The sequence below is a fragment of the Enterococcus sp. R12 genome (assembly GCF_058135755.1).
In genome coordinates this window covers 1,558,190-1,574,630 of the sequence record NZ_CM176874.1, presented here as the reverse complement: position 1 = coordinate 1,574,630, position 16,441 = coordinate 1,558,190, and the positions used below count along the sequence as shown (strand labels likewise).

Sequence of the window (16,441 nt, the reverse complement as noted above, 5' to 3'; positions counted from 1 at the left end):
TCCTTCTAATCAAGCTGAAAAAATGTGGTAAAATGAACTGACTATTTTATTTAAGGAGTTCACATGACAAATACACAAGTCCAGCTTGGACAAAAACTACAACTAACGATCAAACGCTTGGGGATCAACGGAGAAGGCATTGGGTATTACAAAAAGTTGATCATCTTTGTTCCCCGTGTTCTACCGGGGGAACAGGTCATTGCCGAAGTCACCAAAACATCTCCCCGCTTTGCTGAAGCCAAGATGACCAAAATCATCAAGCCAAGCAGCGATCGCATCCAACCACCCTGCAAGTTTTACGACCGTTGCGGCGGCTGCCAATTGCAGCACTTAGTCTACGACAAACAATTAGACTTCAAAAAAGACCTATTGAAACAAGCACTTGAAAAATTTAAGCCAAAAGACTACCAACAGTTTGAACTAAGGGATACTTTAGGCATGGATGTTCCTTGGCATTACCGCAACAAAGCACAATTTCAATTGCGTTACAACAGTCAAACCAAACGAATCGAAGCGGGTTTATACGAAATGGAGTCTCATCGCTTAGTCGCCATTGATGATTGCCTCGTACAAGAACAAGATACGCAAAAAGTGATCAACGGCATCGTCCAATTGTTGAATAAATACCAGATCCCGATTTACGATGAACGCAAGAACAGCGGGATTCTACGGACATTGATGGTTCGTATCGGGATCGCGACTGGCGAAGTTCAAGTCGTGTTTATTACCAACTCTGTCAAACTGCCGCAAAAAAATGCGCTGATTCGCGAGATCAATCAGCGCTTGCCGCAAGTCGTTTCCATCATGCAAAATGTGCAAAACAAAAAAACGTCCGTCGTCATGGGAGAGGAAACGATTCATCTTTGGGGCAAAGAAGCGATCGAAGAACGGTTGAATGAACTGACCTTCGACTTGTCCGCCCGCGCATTCTTCCAGCTGAATCCACAGCAAACCAGCATCTTGTATCAAGAAGGGTTAAAAGCCCTTGACTTGAGCAAAAATGAAACAGTCGTTGATGCCTATTGCGGTGTGGGAACGATTGGGTTGAGCGTGGCTCCATATGCCAAAGAAGTCCGCGGCATGGACATTATTCCTCAAGCAATTGAAAATGCCCAAGAAAATGCACGCCGCATTGGTGCCCAAAATACCCATTATGAAACGGGAACTGCTGAGGAGCTCTTACCAAAATGGTTTAATGAAGGCTTCAAACCTGATAGCATCATTGTTGATCCGCCAAGGACAGGCTTGGATGAACGATTATTGCAAGCTTTGCTGAAACAACCACCGAAGAAGATGGTCTATATATCTTGTAATGTTTCTACTTTAGCAAGAGACTTGGTCCAATTAGCCAAAGTGTTTCACGTAAAATATCTGCAATCAGTAGATATGTTTCCACAAACCGCCCGCTGCGAAGTAGTGGTAAAATTGACCCGCAAATAATCATTCGCCTGACAAATCATCTTGTGATCTGTCAGGCGAATATTGTTTTCGTTGTCTTTTAAGCATAACGATTAATTGATTTGTAAGACGAGGACTTTCGTGGCAATAAAGGTGTCCCCTACTCGCTGCCCATAAAGACTTACCGATCGTTCAAGATGCAGATCCGCACGAGACCCCTCCACGATTCGAGAATTATGCGATTGTGCATCATATAGAATTACTTTTATCTCAGTCTCGCTAGTAATCGTAAAGGATAATCTTTCCTCAGATGCGATCGCCATATCAAAGACTTCGCCGTCTTCCCCTGTTCCTTGAGAAATGTTCGTCAACTCCATCTCAAAACGATCACCATCAATAAGAATGAGTGTGCCCGTTTCATCTGCTTGTGCCAATTCCTCATTCGCTCGCTCTGCATCAGTCTGAGTCACTTGTTACGCTTTTGTCTGATCGGTTTGATCGTCATTATTTTGGGTCTCGTCTCCACTTTGACTCGATTGTGTTTGCGTTTGCGGCGTATTGATTTGGTTGTTGATGGGTACGTTGTCGTTGTTTGTCTGTGGGTCATTCGCAGCAACACCACAACCACTAAGTAATGCCACAAACAAGATAATCGCTGTTTGACTTTTTTTCATAAAAAACACCTTCCTTTTATTCATAGCGTAATGCTTCGATCGGTTTTAATTTCGACGCTTTATAAGCGGGTAAGTAACCAAAAATCGTACCGATCAGCATTGAAAATGACACACTGATCAAAATGGATAACAATGAGATCGTCATCGGATACTCTAACAGACGCAAGGCGATCAGACTGATCAACAGACCGACGATGATGCCAATCAGCCCCCCGATCACCGATAAAACGATTGCTTCTGTCAAAAATTGCTGCAAAATCACTTTACGTTTGGCACCCAATGCTTTCTTCAAACCAATCTCTCTGGTACGCTCTGTCACACTGACCAGCATCGTATTCATTACTCCGATCCCACCGACGAGTAAGGAAATGCTAGCAATTCCCCCCAGTAAAATCATATTCGATCGATTGATATCATCGGTCATTTTCTGCACTTCATCATAGTTGCGGATGGAAAAAACAAAATCTGAAGGCGGAATACTCTTGGTCAATTCATGGCTGGCTTGAACGACTGCTGATTCTAAGACGTCCGCATTCGTTGCCTGAAACAGCACTGTTGGCCTTTGGTTGAGCTTTCCTTCGACGAAACTTTGGCTGCCTCGAGGGATGAAGACATATTTCCCTGACAGTTGCTCCGTGTCAGAAACAGCTACGCCAACGATGCGAAAGGGTGTCCCATTGATTTCAATCAGTTGATTGATAGGATCACGATACGAGAAAAAAATTTCCGCCAAATCTTTCGTAATCACCGCAACTTGTTTTTGTGTCCGCAATTCGGTTTCAGTCATTGCTCTGCCAGCAAGGATCGTATGGGGCAAAATTTCAAAGAACCCGCGATCCATGCCTAGCACTATCGTATCGGTTTGCTGGTCTCTTTGGAAAACTGTCAGATTGGCTTCATAGAACAAGCTAACGTTCTTGGCATGATCAATGGTCAGCAACTTTTGCAGCTCTCCTTCTGATAGTTGCGGGGCGTAATCAGGCAAACGATCATTTCTGCCGCTTTCGCCCGCTAAAAAAGCACTTCTGGCGTCATATTCGATCCGCATCGAGTTAATATCACCACCAATCAGCTGCTTTTTCATGTTCTCAGTATTTCCGTTGATGATACTCACAATGGAAATGATGGAGGCAATCCCGACAATGATTCCTAGCATCGTCAACAAGGAACGCAAACGATGCTGGTAGATTGCTTGAATGGCTAAGCGAATATTTTCGGTCATCTTGTGCCCTCCTCAACAACTTCACCATCTTTAATGACGATTTGCCGCTTTGCATAGTCCGCGACTTCTTGTTCGTGGGTAATCAAAACCACTGTTTTTCCTAGATGATTCAGCTTAGTAAATAGCGCCATGATCTCATGACTATTAACGGTATCTAAAGAACCCGTCGGCTCATCCGCTAAGATCACATTTGCTTCTCCTGCTAATGCCCGAGCGATCGCTACTCGTTGTTTTTGCCCCCCTGACAACTGATTGATCCTAAAATCGATCCGATCCCTCAATCCGACACTTTCTAAGGCGTGAATTGCTCGAGTCGTTCGTTCTTCCTGATTGACACCAGCATACAAGAGCGGTAAGGCAGCATTTTGTAAAACGGATAGTTTGGGCAACAGTTCAAAATTTTGAAACACGAAGCCGATTTTTTGATTGCGGATCTCGGACCGTTCATCTTCACTCAATTGACTGGTATTTTTACCATCAAGTAGATAGCTGCCCGTTGTTGGCGTGTCTATACAGCAAATAATATTCATCAAGGTCGACTTGCCTGATCCTGATCGGCCCATGATGGAAACAAACTCGCCAGCATTGATTGTTAAGTTGATTTTTTTCAAAACGTGAATCTCGTTAGTGCCCTGTGGGAACGTTTTGTAGACATCAATCAGTTGGATCATTTGGTCTCACATCCATTCCTTCTTGGATCCGAACTGTTGGGAAGACGAGCGCCACTTGCATATCCAGTTCACTTTCTAACAGATACACGGCTTCATCCGTTTCGTCTTCCATGATTTCCACGGATAGTTTACTGATTTTATGGTCCTCAACGACGTAGATGAAGGGCCTATCTTCTTCATAAAACACGAAAGATTTGGGCAGCTTGATCGCGGTTTGCTCTTCCTCAATGCGTTCTACAAAACAATGGATGCCAATACTAGGCGGCTCTTCACTTTCATCTAAAACGACCTCAAAACTAAATTGCGACAAATTAGGGTTTGCGCCTTGTTCTTCAACCACTACCGAAGGCTCTTTCATATCCCCAACTCGGGTGATCTTTCCAGTCCATCGCTGACTGCCGCCATTACGGTCTCTAAGTTCAACCTTTTGACCAGGTTCAAGTTGATTGCGGCGAAATTCATCCACAGTCCCTTTTAAAAAGAGCCGACTGGTATCAACGATCGTCATAAAAGGATTCTCTGGAGCCGCTTCACTTGCGCTTCGATTCATTTGTCGTTCGTCCACATCTTTAACGATTCCATCAATTTCGGCTTCCACGACGTCTGAGCCATACTGCTCTTTGACTGAACGTAGTTCTAATTCTGCCCGTTCCAGCTCTAATTCGGCATCGCCAATGCTGCTTTCCAAGTTTTGCGCTTCTAGCAGTAATTGACTTTGCTGCATTTCCAAATCGGTTTTACGATCTTCCAGCCCTTCTTTGTCCTCTTCTTCCGCACTGGCAATTTTTTGTTTCGTCTCCTCCAGCTGATTCGTGACCTTATTGTATTGTTCCCATTTTTGATTCGTTTGCCGTCTTGCTTGTTCCACAGCTCTCGAGCGATTTGCCGTCGCCTGTTCTGCTTCTTTAATGGCCAAAGCCCCCTCAGGGTTAGAGTAAACAAAAAGAGCTTGCCCTGCTTTGACTTGATCCCCTGCCTCTACTTTTTTCTCAACAACTGATCCTCTTGAGCTATCCACCTTGACTTCAACCGTTCTTGCTGGTTCAACGACTCCTACTAAGTAAAAATCTGCTCTCGGTTGCAGATCTTGCAAAGTTATTTGAGTGATGGAAGGTTCTTCACGACGAGCAATCCCCCAGGCACTCGTCCAGCCTAAACTGCCGATGATCAGTAAACTACTGATGATCATGAAACTCTTTTTTGATTTGTTCATATGCTTTCTCAAACATCTCACCTTCCTGATTGGTTAATCGAATGACCACCTTTATTTAACCATTGAATCAATTTCCGTTTTGAACGTTTCTCTTAATATCTGCTGAAGATTTCTTAAGAAAATAGAATTTTTCTATTCTTTTTTTATTAATATGAATAATTCTTAAGAAGAATTAGCTATTCGCTCTTACTCCTCTTTGCTATAATCAAGAAAGAATCAAGAACGAGTTAGAAAGGACTGTTTCATGCGTAGTAAATATTCTTCATTTGTCTTTTTTCTGGTTGGCTTCTTCTTATTGGTAGGAGCCTTATGGCTATTAAAGGAAACGAGACTCATTCAAATGGTGCTGGATAATTTTTTTTCAAACCTCGTTTTACAGGAAGTTGTGAAATCAAGTGATGGCGAAGGCGGGATGATCCTTGGTACCTTTGTCGACTGGCGCCCTGTTAAACAATTGTTCTTGGCTTTCTCCCTCTTTCTCGTTTTTGCCGTTACCTTGATTTGCTATTTTATCTATCGTTATGTTTCAAGGAAAAAAATTGCAAGGATCGCCGAAGGAATTCAGCTCTTTTTCTCTCAATCGGAAGCAAGTTCGACGGGCAGCCTAGCGATCGATCATGAATTATTAAAAATAAAAGATTCGATGAACCGCAATGAGGCTCTTTTAAAAGAAGAAACACAGCGCACCAAGGACTTGATCACCTATTTGGCGCATGACTTGAAGACTCCCTTGGCTTCAGTGATTGGCTATCTCAATCTATTGTTGGATACGAAAAACTTGACCAATGAACAAATGACGCAATCCTTGACGATTGCTTTAGAAAAGTCTGAGCGTTTGGAAACGCTGATGAATGAATTTTTCGACATCACCCGTTTTAATCTGCAAGACATCCAATTGTATCAACGGGAACTTGATTTCGTCTTCTTACTGAAGCAAATCCAAGAAGAATTCTATCCGCTGCTGAAAGAAAAAGAACAAACCATCTGCTACTCTGGACCAGAGAGCTTGAAATTAAAAGCCGATAGTGAACAGTTGGCGCGAGTGTTAAACAATCTGTTAAAAAATGCAATTGCCTATGCGCCTGATCAAACCACGATCACAATGCAGCTAACCGTGGACGAACAAGCAGCAACTTTTATCCTAGCGAATCAAAGTGAGCCGATCGAACAAGAACAATTGGAGGCATTATTTGAAAAATTTTATCGTCTGGATCAAGCTCGTTCAACCAAGACAGGGGGAGCAGGTCTCGGATTGGCGATCGCCAAAGAAATTATTTTGGCGCATCAAGGAACGATCCGAGCTGCTAGCAAGAACAATGAGATTCAAATGATCGTCACATTGCCTTTAGCGACAAATCAACATGAAAAAACTAGAAAGTCAGTTAACTGAAAAGGAAGGTCAATACGAGTGGAAAAGATACTTTTAGTTGAAGATGAAAAAGAAATTTCAGATTTGATTGCCTTTTATTTACGAAACGAAAATTTTTCTGTCATCACTTGTGCAGATGGGCATGAAGCTCAGGTACAGATCGAGCAAAACAGCTTTTCTTTGGCGATTCTTGATGTCATGCTGCCAGATATCACAGGCTTTGACCTGTGTAAAATCATCCGCAAAAAGCATCATTACCCAATTATTATGTTGACAGCTAAATCTGAGGAGATCGATAAGATCACTGGTTTGACAATTGGTGCCGATGATTACATCACCAAGCCCTTTCGTCCGTTGGAAGTGATCGCTCGGGTGAAAGCTCAGATACGCCGCTCGACTCAATACAACGGCTCAGATCAAAACAAATTGATCGTGAGGGAGTTGGAATTAGATATCAATAAGCGAAAATGTTTCTTGCAAGAAGAAGAACTTTCCCTGACACCCATCGAATTTTCCATTTTAAAATTATTGATGGAGCGAAAAGGCCAAGTGGTAAGCTCTGAGGAAATGTTTCAAGAGGTTTGGGGCGAAAAATATTACACGTCTTCCAATAATACCATCATGGTCCACGTTCGAAACCTTCGGGAAAAAATGCACGATACCCACAAGAAGTCCTCTTATATCAAAACCGTTTGGGGGATCGGCTATAAAATTTAACACCAAAAACCGTCCTTTCATTGTACGAAAAGGACGGTTTTCTTGGGACTGAACACAAGTAAATCGAGAAACATAGAAAAAAGCCAGAACTGATTCTTTCAGTTCCAGCTTTTTTTATTTAGAAACGTGCAACTGCAAGCTTCTTTTATTTCGTAATCAAAGCATCTAAACTAGCCACTGCCAGACTCATCTTCGCGATTTTATCCAACAAGGCAAAACGGTTGCGACGAATCTGTTCATCTTCCACCATGACCATTGTTTGATCAAAATAAGCTTCGATCAATGGGCGCAGTGCCACTAAGCTTTGGTAGTTTTCTTCCATCGTTTGATGTGGGAACTTGTCCTCTACTGTTAAGACCGCTTCATACAAGGCAGTTTCAGAGTCGTTTTCAAACAAGGCAGGATCAATTGCTGCTTGATCCAATTCAGCTTTTTTCGCTAAATTGATCACCCGTGTCAAAGCTTCCATCGATGGTTTGAAGTCGTTGTCCTGCAGATGTTCTCTTAACATTTGAGCCGTTTCAAACAACGTACTGATGTCTGCTTGACGTGCGCCTAAGACAGCTTCGATGACATCATGACGCGTATTTTTGCTGAGTAAGAATTGACGCAGACGACCTTTCACAAAATCGGTCACTTGTTCTTGACCAGCGGCAAGTTGAATCCCAAAAACTTCTGGTTGAGCATTTATGGCTTCCCGAATTTCTTCTTGCAACTGAGCAAATGGGAAGTACCAGCGCTTTTCAGCTAAGATGCGGATAATCCCGTAGGTTTGACGGCGTAAAGCATAAGGATCGTTTGAACCGCTTGGAACCATATCAACAGCGAAGAAAGCAAGTAAGCTGTCTAATTTATCCGCAATCGCTAAAACAGCCCCGATTTTTGATTGTGGCAGCTCGCCTTCTGCTGAGATCGGCATGTAGTGTTCACGAATCGCTTGGGCAACTGCTGGTTTCTCTCCTTGGATCAGGGCATATTTTTCCCCCATGATCCCTTGCAACTCAGGGAATTCCCCTACCATATTGGTCACTAAATCAAATTTATAGATTTGAGCTGCCCGTTGAAGGTCGGTCAGTTCTTCTTGTGTTAAGCCAACGGTCTTCCCGATGATTTGCGCTGCTAGTCCGACACGTTGCATTTTTTCATATAAGCTGCCGATTTTTTCGTGGAAGGTGACTTGCTTAAGTTTTTCTACGCAATGGTCAATGGTCAGCTTTTTGTCTTCATTGTAGAAAAACTCAGCATCTTCTAGACGAGCGGTCAGGACTTTTTGGTTTCCTTTGATAACATTATCGATCTTCACAGCATCCCCGTTGCGGGCAGAGATGAAGTGCGGCAGCAATTCTCCGTCAAGGGTGCGGACATCGAAGTAACGTTGATGTTCTTTCATAGAAGTAACTAATACTTCTTCAGGGACAGAAAGATATTTTTCTTCAAAGTCCCCTACAAAGGCTGTTGGGTATTCAACTAGATTTGTCACTTCTTCTAGTAAGTCTTCATCTAAATCGATCCGCCAGTTGTTTTCTTGAGCGATCGCATTGATTTGTGCGGTGATCATTTGTTGACGTTCACTTGGATCAGCGATGACAAATTGATGCTTCATTTTTTCCAAATAGTCGTCCGCATGATCAAACGTGACTGCCTCACCTAAGAAACGATGACCTTTTGACTCGCGACCGGTAACAATATCAAGGATTTGGAAAGGAATGACTTGCTCACCAAAGAGTGCTACGATCCAATGAATTGGTCGGATATATTCAAAATCGTAGTCTGCCCAGTGCATCGTTACTGGGAACGTCAAACTCGTGATTACTTCCTGCAATCCTTTCAATACCTCAACGGTTGGTTGACCTTGAGTATGTTTCGTTACATAGACATACTCAACACCTTTTAATTCACGGAAGGTGATGTCATCGGTTGTCAATCCTTGTCCACGAACAAATCCTTGAGCTGCTTTCGACCAATTGCCTGCATCATCTAATGCGATTTTTTTCGCTGGTCCTTTGACCTCTTCTTGCGTATCCGCTTGTTTTTCAGGAATACCGGTGACATAGACAGCCAAGCGGCGAGGTGTGGAATAGGCTTCGATCGTTGTATAAGGCAACGCATGAGCATCTAAGAAAGCTGCCGTTTTTTCTTGTAATTGTTTCATACTTGGGGTTACGACATGCGCAGGTAATTCCTCTAAGCCGATTTCTAATAATAGGTTTTGTGCCATCTTATTTTCCCTCCTCAATCAGTTTTTGCGCCACTTCTGGATCAAGCAATGGATAACCGAGGTTTTCCCGTTCTGCTACAAATAGTTTTGCTACTTGACGTGCCATGTTACGGATACGTGCGAGGTACCCAGCACGTTCAGTGACGGAGACTGCACCACGTGCATCCAACAAATTGAAGGTATGGCTGCATTTTAAGATATAGTCGTAAGCTGGATGAACTAAGCGTTCATCGATACAGCGTTTTGCTTCTTTTTCAAAACGATCGAAGTTCCCTAAAAGCAAGTCTTGGTCACTGACTTCAAAGGAATATTTTGAATGTTCATACTCAGGTTGGCGGAAAATCTCACCATATTTGACACCTGCAGACCATTCAAGATCGTAGACACTTTCAACTTCTTGAATATAAGATGCTAGACGTTCTAAGCCGTAAGTGATCTCTGATGTCACTGGCTTACATGCTAAGCCGCCGACTTGTTGGAAGTAGGTAAACTGAGTGATCTCCATCCCGTCTAACCAAACTTCCCAACCAAGACCTGCACAACCCATTGAAGGATTTTCCCAGTTATCTTCGACAAAACGAATATCATGTTCTAATGGATCGATCCCTAAAAGACGCAGGCTTTCTAAATAAAGCTCTTGGATATTTTCAGGAGAAGGCTTCATCACGACTTGGAACTGGTGGTGCTGATACAAACGATTTGGGTTTTCCCCGTAGCGGCCATCAGCTGGACGGCGAGAAGGTTCTACGTAAGCGGCGTTCCATGGTTCTGGACCGATTGCACGTAAAAATGTGTATGGGCTCATGGTCCCAGCCCCTTTTTCTGTATCATAGGCCTGCATCAGCATACAGCCGTTTTCGGACCAGAATTTTTGCAGGGTCAAAATCATCTCTTGCACAGTTAGTTTACTCATCTTTTTCTTCCTTTCTTATAACGCATTGACGACAGGATAAAATTCGACAACTGATCCAGGGATCAATTTCACTTCGACCACGACATCTGCTTCTAAAACATCCGATAAGTCGTAAAGCATTTGGTCTGGACTCGTTGTAAATTCATGTAAAAGCTGTTCATCCTTTAAAAGGCGAACTTGCAATGGAATACTTGCTAATACTTTGAGCTTTTTTTCGGTAAACGCACTTGCTGGAATCGTCATATCAAATAACATAAAACCCCTCCTTTGTTTTTGGCTATTCTTGGAGTGAAACATAAAAAAGTCCCTATATCTATACAAAGTGTATAGATATAGGGACGATAAATTCGCGGTTCCACCCTACTTCCGACAAGTCGGCAGCTTCATTGATCATGCTCACGGACGCCTGCGAAATAAGGTTCCAACTTGGCTTTCACTCTCCCAAGTTCGCTTCATGGAATGGTCTTCTTTCTTTCTTCCGATCATAGCACGGATTCGATTACCCTTATGATAGTAGTTGAAGCTAGGGTTTGTCAATGATTAATTTGAACTTTTATGCTTCTGGACCTAAATCCGCCTGATCATGAAAGACGATCTCATCAGCGATTTTTCCATCACTTTCAAAAACGATGATCTCGTTCATTCCAGTTTTTAAAAACGGTGCTGGGACGTACAAGCGCTGCTGCGGTCCTTTTTCCCAGAAACGGCCGATCGTATGACCATTGACTTGGACAAACCCTTTACCCCAGCCTGGCAATTCGATAAAGGTATCTGCACATTCATCAAAAACACATTCAAAGCGTGAGAAACTTGGTTGTCCTTTTTGCCATTTTCCTTGGAAATCAATGGCATGCAAATTATCCATCGGTAAGGGAAAGATTTCCCAGTTGCTTTGGAAGGCGCCATTGATGATCACACCGTCTTTGATGCCTTTGTGCTGATGGTTCATTTTTACAGAATAATTGACCCGCCCCATATTCTCCACCAAGATCCCCAACTCGTTTTCTGATTCTAATAAATCGAAACTGTAGGTTTGACCGATTTCTTGATCGTAATCGATGCGCAAAAGTTCCTGGTTGATAAACGTATGGGCACGATCCATCGTATTGATCAGACGGTAGTCGGCAATCTCCCGAGCAGACCCAATCAGTGAGCGATAATAGATATAACCTGTCGCTTGATTGCAGGCTTCCATCGATAACGGGTAATTACTTATAATCGGTTGACTGATCGTGTCGATCGTCGAAAACAAGGAGACTCGTTCTTTCACTGAGAATGTTCCATAAGCTTTTCGCTCAATTTTCATACTCAAGGGAAACTCAGGAATTTCCGCATAGTCAGCGATCACCTTTTTGAAGGCTTGGTATTTGGCAGTAGGTTCTCCCCATTCTGTCAACAAGGCATCGTAATCATAGCTAGTGACATCCGGCGCTAAGCGTTCATAATAGTTTGACCCGTTCATAAAGCCAAAGTTGGTCCCGCCATGAAACATATAGATATTGACAGAACCTAATGCTAAACAATCCTGCAATTCCTTTACTGCATCTTGTGTTGAGGTCGTATGGTGCTGGTCGTCACCCCAGGCATCAAACCAGCCGATCCAAAATTCCATGACCATCAGTGGCCGTTTTTCTCCGTGAAATTTTCGAAGTTTTTCAAAATTTTCCTTGATGTTGGAGCCGCAGTTGATCGTAGGCAATGCCAAGTCTTTGATACTGCCGTTTTCTAGCATATCGTGCCAAGGTCCGTCAGAGGTCACTAACGGCGTTTCTACACCATGCTGCCGCATCGCAGCCACCATTTTCCGCAAATACTCTTTATCATTGGCGTAGCTGCCGTATTCATTTTCTACTTGCATCATTATAATCGGACCGCCTTGGGTGATCTGCAGATCCCGCACTTGTGGAAACAAATGGGCGAAATAACGAGTGATTTTTTCCATAAATGGGGGATAATCAAACCGAAGCTTCATCATAGGGTCTTGCAATAGCCAATAAGGCAGTCCCCCAAATTCCCACTCCGCACAAATATAAGGTGCTGGTCGCAAAATGACATAAAGCCCTACTTCTTGTGCCGTTTGGATAAATCGCCGCAAATCAAGGATCCCATCAAATTGATAGACACCTTCCTGTGCTTCATGAAGATTCCAAGGAACATAGGTTTCGACGGTATTACAGCCCATCAAGCGTAGTTTCTCTAAGCGATCTTGCCAATATTCAGGAACGACACGAAAATAATGGATCGCTCCAGAGATCACTTTAAAAGGCTTGTTGTCTAAATAAAAGTCATCTTCAATAGCAAAAGTTCGCATCAGTTACGCCCCTCTTTGACGATATAGGTGGTGTATTGCGTCAGCATCATTTCTGAAGAAAGAACCTTACCCGTCAGAAGATCCGTTTTTCCAACAAACATTTCTGGCAGCGGTTGTGCTTCTTCGTGGAAATTGATGATGACGAAAAATTTCGCCTCTTCATTTTCACGACAGGCAATTTCTAGTTTTGTTGCCTCCTCGATCACTGGGGTAATATCGGTCTCTTTGACGATCGTTTTGAAAAGCTGATCTTGCAGCTGATCTTCCAACTGTCCACCAAAGTAATAGACGGTTCCATCGCCAAATGTATTTTTGGTCACTGCCGGCATTCCTGCATAGAAATTGCTCGTGTAATGCGCTAGCGCTTCGGCGTTTTCTAAATGGATCAAATCGCTGACTAAATTACTTGTTCCTGTAAGGTCTTCATTGACTAACGAAACCCCGTTTGATTGTTCTGGCGCTAATGCATCGATTTCTTCCACCCAGATGCCAGCTAACTCCCGCAAGTGGCCAGGGTAACCGCCTAAGTGAACATTGTCTGATTGATCAACGATGCCGCTCATATACGTTGTAAGTAAAGCACCGCCTTGCATAACGAAATCAGTTAGCCGCTCTTGCATCCCTTCTTTGATCATGTACAGAACCGGAGCTGCGACTAGCTTGTATTTTGATAAGTCAGCATCCACGGGAACCAAATCGACCGCAATATTTTGTTCGTAAAAATAGCGATAGTAGCGATGGATCTGTTCCACATATTTCAGGTCAACGGTTGGACCACTCGTATATTCTAAAGCCCAATAATTGTCCCAATCGAAAATCACAGCAACCTGTGCTTGGGTTTGCGTGCCAATGATGTCTGAAAGCTGCGCTAATTCAGCCCCAAGAGCTGCTGTTTCTCGGAAAACCCGCGTGTCTTCATGACCGACATGTTCGATGACCGCACCATGGAATTTCTCACAAGCACCAATGGAACGTCGCAATTGGAAGTATTGGATCGTATCTGCCCCATGAGCAATCGTTTGATAGCTTTGCGCCCGCATCTGTCCTGGTTTTTTTAATGAATTATAAGGCTGCCAGTTTTGTTGGGAAGGTGTTTGTTCCATCAGCATAAAGGGTTGCTGTTTTAACCCGCGCATCAAATCATGGGTCATGGCTACTAAGCTCCATGGCGTATTGTACGATGGATAATTATCCCACGAAACAAGGTCCATTTCCTTTGCCCACTTGAAATAATCCAGTCCTTTAAAGGTTCCCATCAAATTCGTTGTAATCGGTGTTGTGGGATCGATTTTCCGAATAGCGTCCCGCTCCATCATGTAGTTTTTTAAAAGACTATCCGAGTTGAACCGCCGGTAGTCAATAGAAATTCCTGCAAATGCCGTCTTGTCATAGCCGATTCCTTCTGACAGCGCATTTGGCAGCACGATTTCATCCCATTCATACACGGTATGACCCCAAAATTCCATATTCCAGGCTTTATTCAGTGCTTCGATCGTATGATATTTATCCTTTAACCAGACACGAAACGCTTTTTCACAGTTGTCGCAATAACATTCGCCGCCGTATTCATTATTGATGTGCCAACAAGTCACTTGTGGATTTTCGCCGTAACGTTCGGCTAATTTCGTTGCCAAGCGTTCTGCGTATTTTTGATAAACCAAACTGTTGGGACAGGCATTGTGCCGTTGCCCAAACTTATGATGGCGTCCATCATAATCGGTGCGAGCGACTTCTGGATACTTCTTAAACATCCAAGCTGGCAAAGCAGCTGTGGAAGTGGCTAAGACGATGTCGAAACCTTCCGTACTTAATTTTTCGATGATTTGATCCAATTCCTCAAAATCATAACAATTTTCAGAGGGTTGAATCTTTGCCCATGAAAAAACATTGACGGTCGCGCTATTGATACTTGCTTTTTTAAAGATCCGAATGTCTTCTTCCCAAATCTCTTTCGGCCACTGATTTGGATTATAATCGCCGCCAAATAGAATTCTATCAAAAAATTTTGTCATGTAAGTGAACGCTCCTTTAAAATAAAATGATTTCTACTCTCTTATTGTAAGGCTTTTCATTCTGTTGTAATATAATACATGAAACACTATTTTATAACTTTTCGAAACACGGAGGTACACTATGCCTATCTACTTTTATCAAACCAATCAGCAGCTGCCTTTATCTCTGGAAAGCATCGGCAACGATTGGGCGCAAGATGACGTCGCTCGTCCTGATGGCTATCCCTACTTCCATTGGCTGCAAACCGAGCAAGGGGAAGGCCGAATCACATTTGGTCAGGAATCGTTTATCTTACGTCCGAATGAAGGCATTTTGATTTTTCCTTTTACGCCCCATCGCTATTATCCATTGACTAACTGGAAAACATCCTTCGCCACATTCCAAGGCCCTTTGGCAGCTGAGGTGTTAAAGCAGTACACGAATCAGCCCTATATATTAGCTGAAGAGTCAGAAACCTTTTCTTATGTCACCTGGATCAATCAACGGATCAAAGAAGACCAACAAATCAGTTGGGACCCGCTACGGGCTTCTAGCGAATGTTACCGCTTTTTATTGGCGATCATGCAAGAACGCTCAGGGAATCCGACAGAAAAACACCCGCTGTTCCAACAATATCTGGTTCCCGTTATACAAGAAATCGAAACGAATTACGATCAGGCGATCACGATCAAAGAACTAGCAGGGCTCGTCTATGTTTCACCACAGTATCTTTCACGTTTGTTCCAACGTTTTTTGGGGCAATCTACTGCACAATATTTATTGAACTACCGCATGACCCGAGCCAAAGAGCTTTTGGTGGCACAGCCAGATCTGCCCATTCAACAAGCTGCCTTCGCAGTGGGGTTTCAAGATGCAAGTCACTTTACAGCATTATTCAAAAAAAGAGTCGGCTTAACTCCATTGAAGTTTCGCCAACTCTATCATTGATTTTTCGGTTTTAAGACGTCTTGCCATTGCCCCATCTGATCGATAAACTTCTTACTTTTTAAATGAATGCCCACATATTCATCATATAATAAATCAATCACTCGTCGGATCGCGGCTTTCGTTTCTGGCTTTAATTTGATTGAAGCAATCTGCTCGTAGGATATTTGCGAAAATAAGCGAATAAAATGGATCGCCCGAGAATCAGCATGATAACGACGTTCGTCCATCCCCCAGTGCTGTTCACATAAAATACCGCTATATTTTGAGGAATAGTCAAACCGACCGTCGGTTTTTCCGCAGATCGCACAATGGGTCCAATTCGGGGTGATCCCGAAACGGTGCAAAATCTGGATCTCAAAAATATTGGTGATGATCTCTGCGTCGTTTTCTTGGTCCATTAATTGCAAGGCCTCATGTAAAAATTGGTATAGATGTGGGTCATAGACCCGATCATCAATAGCAGAATCAGCCAAATTCAATAAGTAGGTTGCATAACCAGCAATAAAAATATCACTTTGGATCGTACGAAAAGGATGGATGTCTTTGGCATTGTTTAAAAAGGACAAGCCTTCCGTTTTGATGGTTCCCATGTAGGTGGCTTCAGTATAGGAGAGCAGCGCTGGTGCCAAGGGGTTGTTTTTCCGATGGGCACCCTTGACATAAAACATTTGCTTCCCAGCAGATTCCGTAAAGATTTTGACTAGCTTGTCTTTTTCTTTATGGTCTTTTGAAAAAAGTAAGATTCCTTTTGTTTCAACAAGATTCATCGTCGCACCCCATTTCTTTAAAAAAACT

General features: G+C 43.0%; 15 protein-coding genes. 4 read left to right on the top strand and 11 right to left on the bottom strand.

What is annotated here, in order from left to right:
• Positions 1-63: 63 nt before the first annotated feature.
• The gene (gene rlmD / locus ACTW1R_RS07225; RefSeq protein WP_489927548.1) at positions 64-1,440 is read left to right on the top strand and encodes a 23S rRNA (uracil(1939)-C(5))-methyltransferase RlmD; all 1,377 of its coding nucleotides are present in this window, start codon (positions 64-66) and stop codon (positions 1,438-1,440) included.
• Positions 1,441-1,511: 71 nt separating this feature from the next.
• Here rlmD and ACTW1R_RS07220 read toward each other — a convergent pair whose 3' ends face one another.
• Genes ACTW1R_RS07220 through ACTW1R_RS07200 form a run of 5 tightly spaced genes read right to left on the bottom strand, consistent with a single transcriptional unit; the run spans position 1,512 to position 5,178 of the window.
• Positions 1,512-1,868 (bottom strand): hypothetical protein, encoded by a 357-nt coding sequence (locus ACTW1R_RS07220; protein WP_271814391.1) that lies wholly within the window; start codon positions 1,866-1,868, stop codon positions 1,512-1,514.
• Positions 1,869-1,871: 3 nt separating this feature from the next.
• Positions 1,872-2,072: a hypothetical protein gene (locus tag ACTW1R_RS07215; RefSeq protein WP_271814393.1), complete on the bottom strand. Its 201-nt coding sequence runs from the start codon at positions 2,070-2,072 to the stop codon at positions 1,872-1,874.
• 16 nt (positions 2,073-2,088) lie between these two features.
• Positions 2,089-3,294: an ABC transporter permease gene (locus tag ACTW1R_RS07210; protein ID WP_311904051.1), complete on the bottom strand. Its 1,206-nt coding sequence runs from the start codon at positions 3,292-3,294 to the stop codon at positions 2,089-2,091.
• Positions 3,291-3,965, bottom strand: coding sequence for an ABC transporter ATP-binding protein (locus ACTW1R_RS07205; protein WP_271814397.1), 675 nt, complete (start codon positions 3,963-3,965; stop codon positions 3,291-3,293). The genes ACTW1R_RS07210 and ACTW1R_RS07205 overlap by 4 nt, the downstream gene beginning before the upstream one ends.
• Positions 3,949-5,178 carry an efflux RND transporter periplasmic adaptor subunit gene (locus ACTW1R_RS07200; protein WP_121261606.1) on the bottom strand — a complete coding sequence of 410 codons (1,230 nt, stop codon included), beginning with the start codon at positions 5,176-5,178 and terminating at the stop codon, positions 3,949-3,951. Before ACTW1R_RS07200 ends, ACTW1R_RS07205 begins: the two co-directional genes overlap by 17 nt.
• 244 nt (positions 5,179-5,422) lie before the next feature.
• Here ACTW1R_RS07200 and ACTW1R_RS07195 point away from each other — a divergent pair, with 244 nt between their 5' ends.
• Positions 5,423-6,568, top strand: coding sequence for a sensor histidine kinase (locus ACTW1R_RS07195; protein ID WP_167821772.1), 1,146 nt, complete (start codon positions 5,423-5,425; stop codon positions 6,566-6,568).
• 18 nt (positions 6,569-6,586) lie between these two features.
• Positions 6,587-7,264, top strand: a complete 678-nt coding sequence (locus tag ACTW1R_RS07190) for a response regulator transcription factor (RefSeq protein ID WP_271814399.1) — start codon at positions 6,587-6,589, stop codon at positions 7,262-7,264.
• A 145-nt stretch (positions 7,265-7,409) separates the two neighbouring features.
• Here ACTW1R_RS07190 and glyS read toward each other — a convergent pair whose 3' ends face one another.
• The 5 genes from glyS to ACTW1R_RS07165 all read right to left on the bottom strand — a co-directional run bounded on the left by glyS (position 7,410) and on the right by ACTW1R_RS07165 (position 14,718).
• A complete protein-coding gene (gene glyS / locus ACTW1R_RS07185; RefSeq protein ID WP_213335162.1) occupies positions 7,410-9,482 on the bottom strand; it encodes a glycine--tRNA ligase subunit beta in 2,073 nt (690 codons plus the stop codon).
• Between the two features lies 1 nt (position 9,483).
• The gene (glyQ, locus tag ACTW1R_RS07180; RefSeq protein ID WP_005225852.1) at positions 9,484-10,395 is read right to left on the bottom strand and encodes a glycine--tRNA ligase subunit alpha; all 912 of its coding nucleotides are present in this window, start codon (positions 10,393-10,395) and stop codon (positions 9,484-9,486) included.
• A 15-nt stretch (positions 10,396-10,410) separates the two neighbouring features.
• Positions 10,411-10,650 carry a hypothetical protein gene (locus tag ACTW1R_RS07175; RefSeq protein WP_015509542.1) on the bottom strand — a complete coding sequence of 80 codons (240 nt, stop codon included), beginning with the start codon at positions 10,648-10,650 and terminating at the stop codon, positions 10,411-10,413.
• Between the two features lie 298 nt (positions 10,651-10,948).
• Positions 10,949-12,706 (bottom strand): glycoside hydrolase family 35 protein, encoded by a 1,758-nt coding sequence (locus tag ACTW1R_RS07170; RefSeq protein WP_118214907.1) that lies wholly within the window; start codon positions 12,704-12,706, stop codon positions 10,949-10,951.
• Positions 12,706-14,718 carry a beta-galactosidase gene (locus tag ACTW1R_RS07165; RefSeq protein ID WP_489927547.1) on the bottom strand — a complete coding sequence of 671 codons (2,013 nt, stop codon included), beginning with the start codon at positions 14,716-14,718 and terminating at the stop codon, positions 12,706-12,708. Before ACTW1R_RS07165 ends, ACTW1R_RS07170 begins: the two co-directional genes overlap by 1 nt.
• A 121-nt stretch (positions 14,719-14,839) precedes the next feature.
• On the opposite strand from ACTW1R_RS07165, the gene ACTW1R_RS07160 reads away from it, so the two are divergent.
• Positions 14,840-15,646, top strand: coding sequence for an AraC family transcriptional regulator (locus ACTW1R_RS07160; protein ID WP_005225848.1), 807 nt, complete (start codon positions 14,840-14,842; stop codon positions 15,644-15,646).
• Here the strand turns inward: ACTW1R_RS07160 and recO are convergent.
• Entirely contained in the window at positions 15,640-16,413 is a 774-nt protein-coding gene (recO, locus tag ACTW1R_RS07155) for a DNA repair protein RecO (RefSeq protein WP_005225847.1), read from the bottom strand. The two genes, ACTW1R_RS07160 and recO, sit on opposite strands and share 7 nt — an antisense overlap.
• Positions 16,414-16,441: the final 28 nt, after the last annotated feature.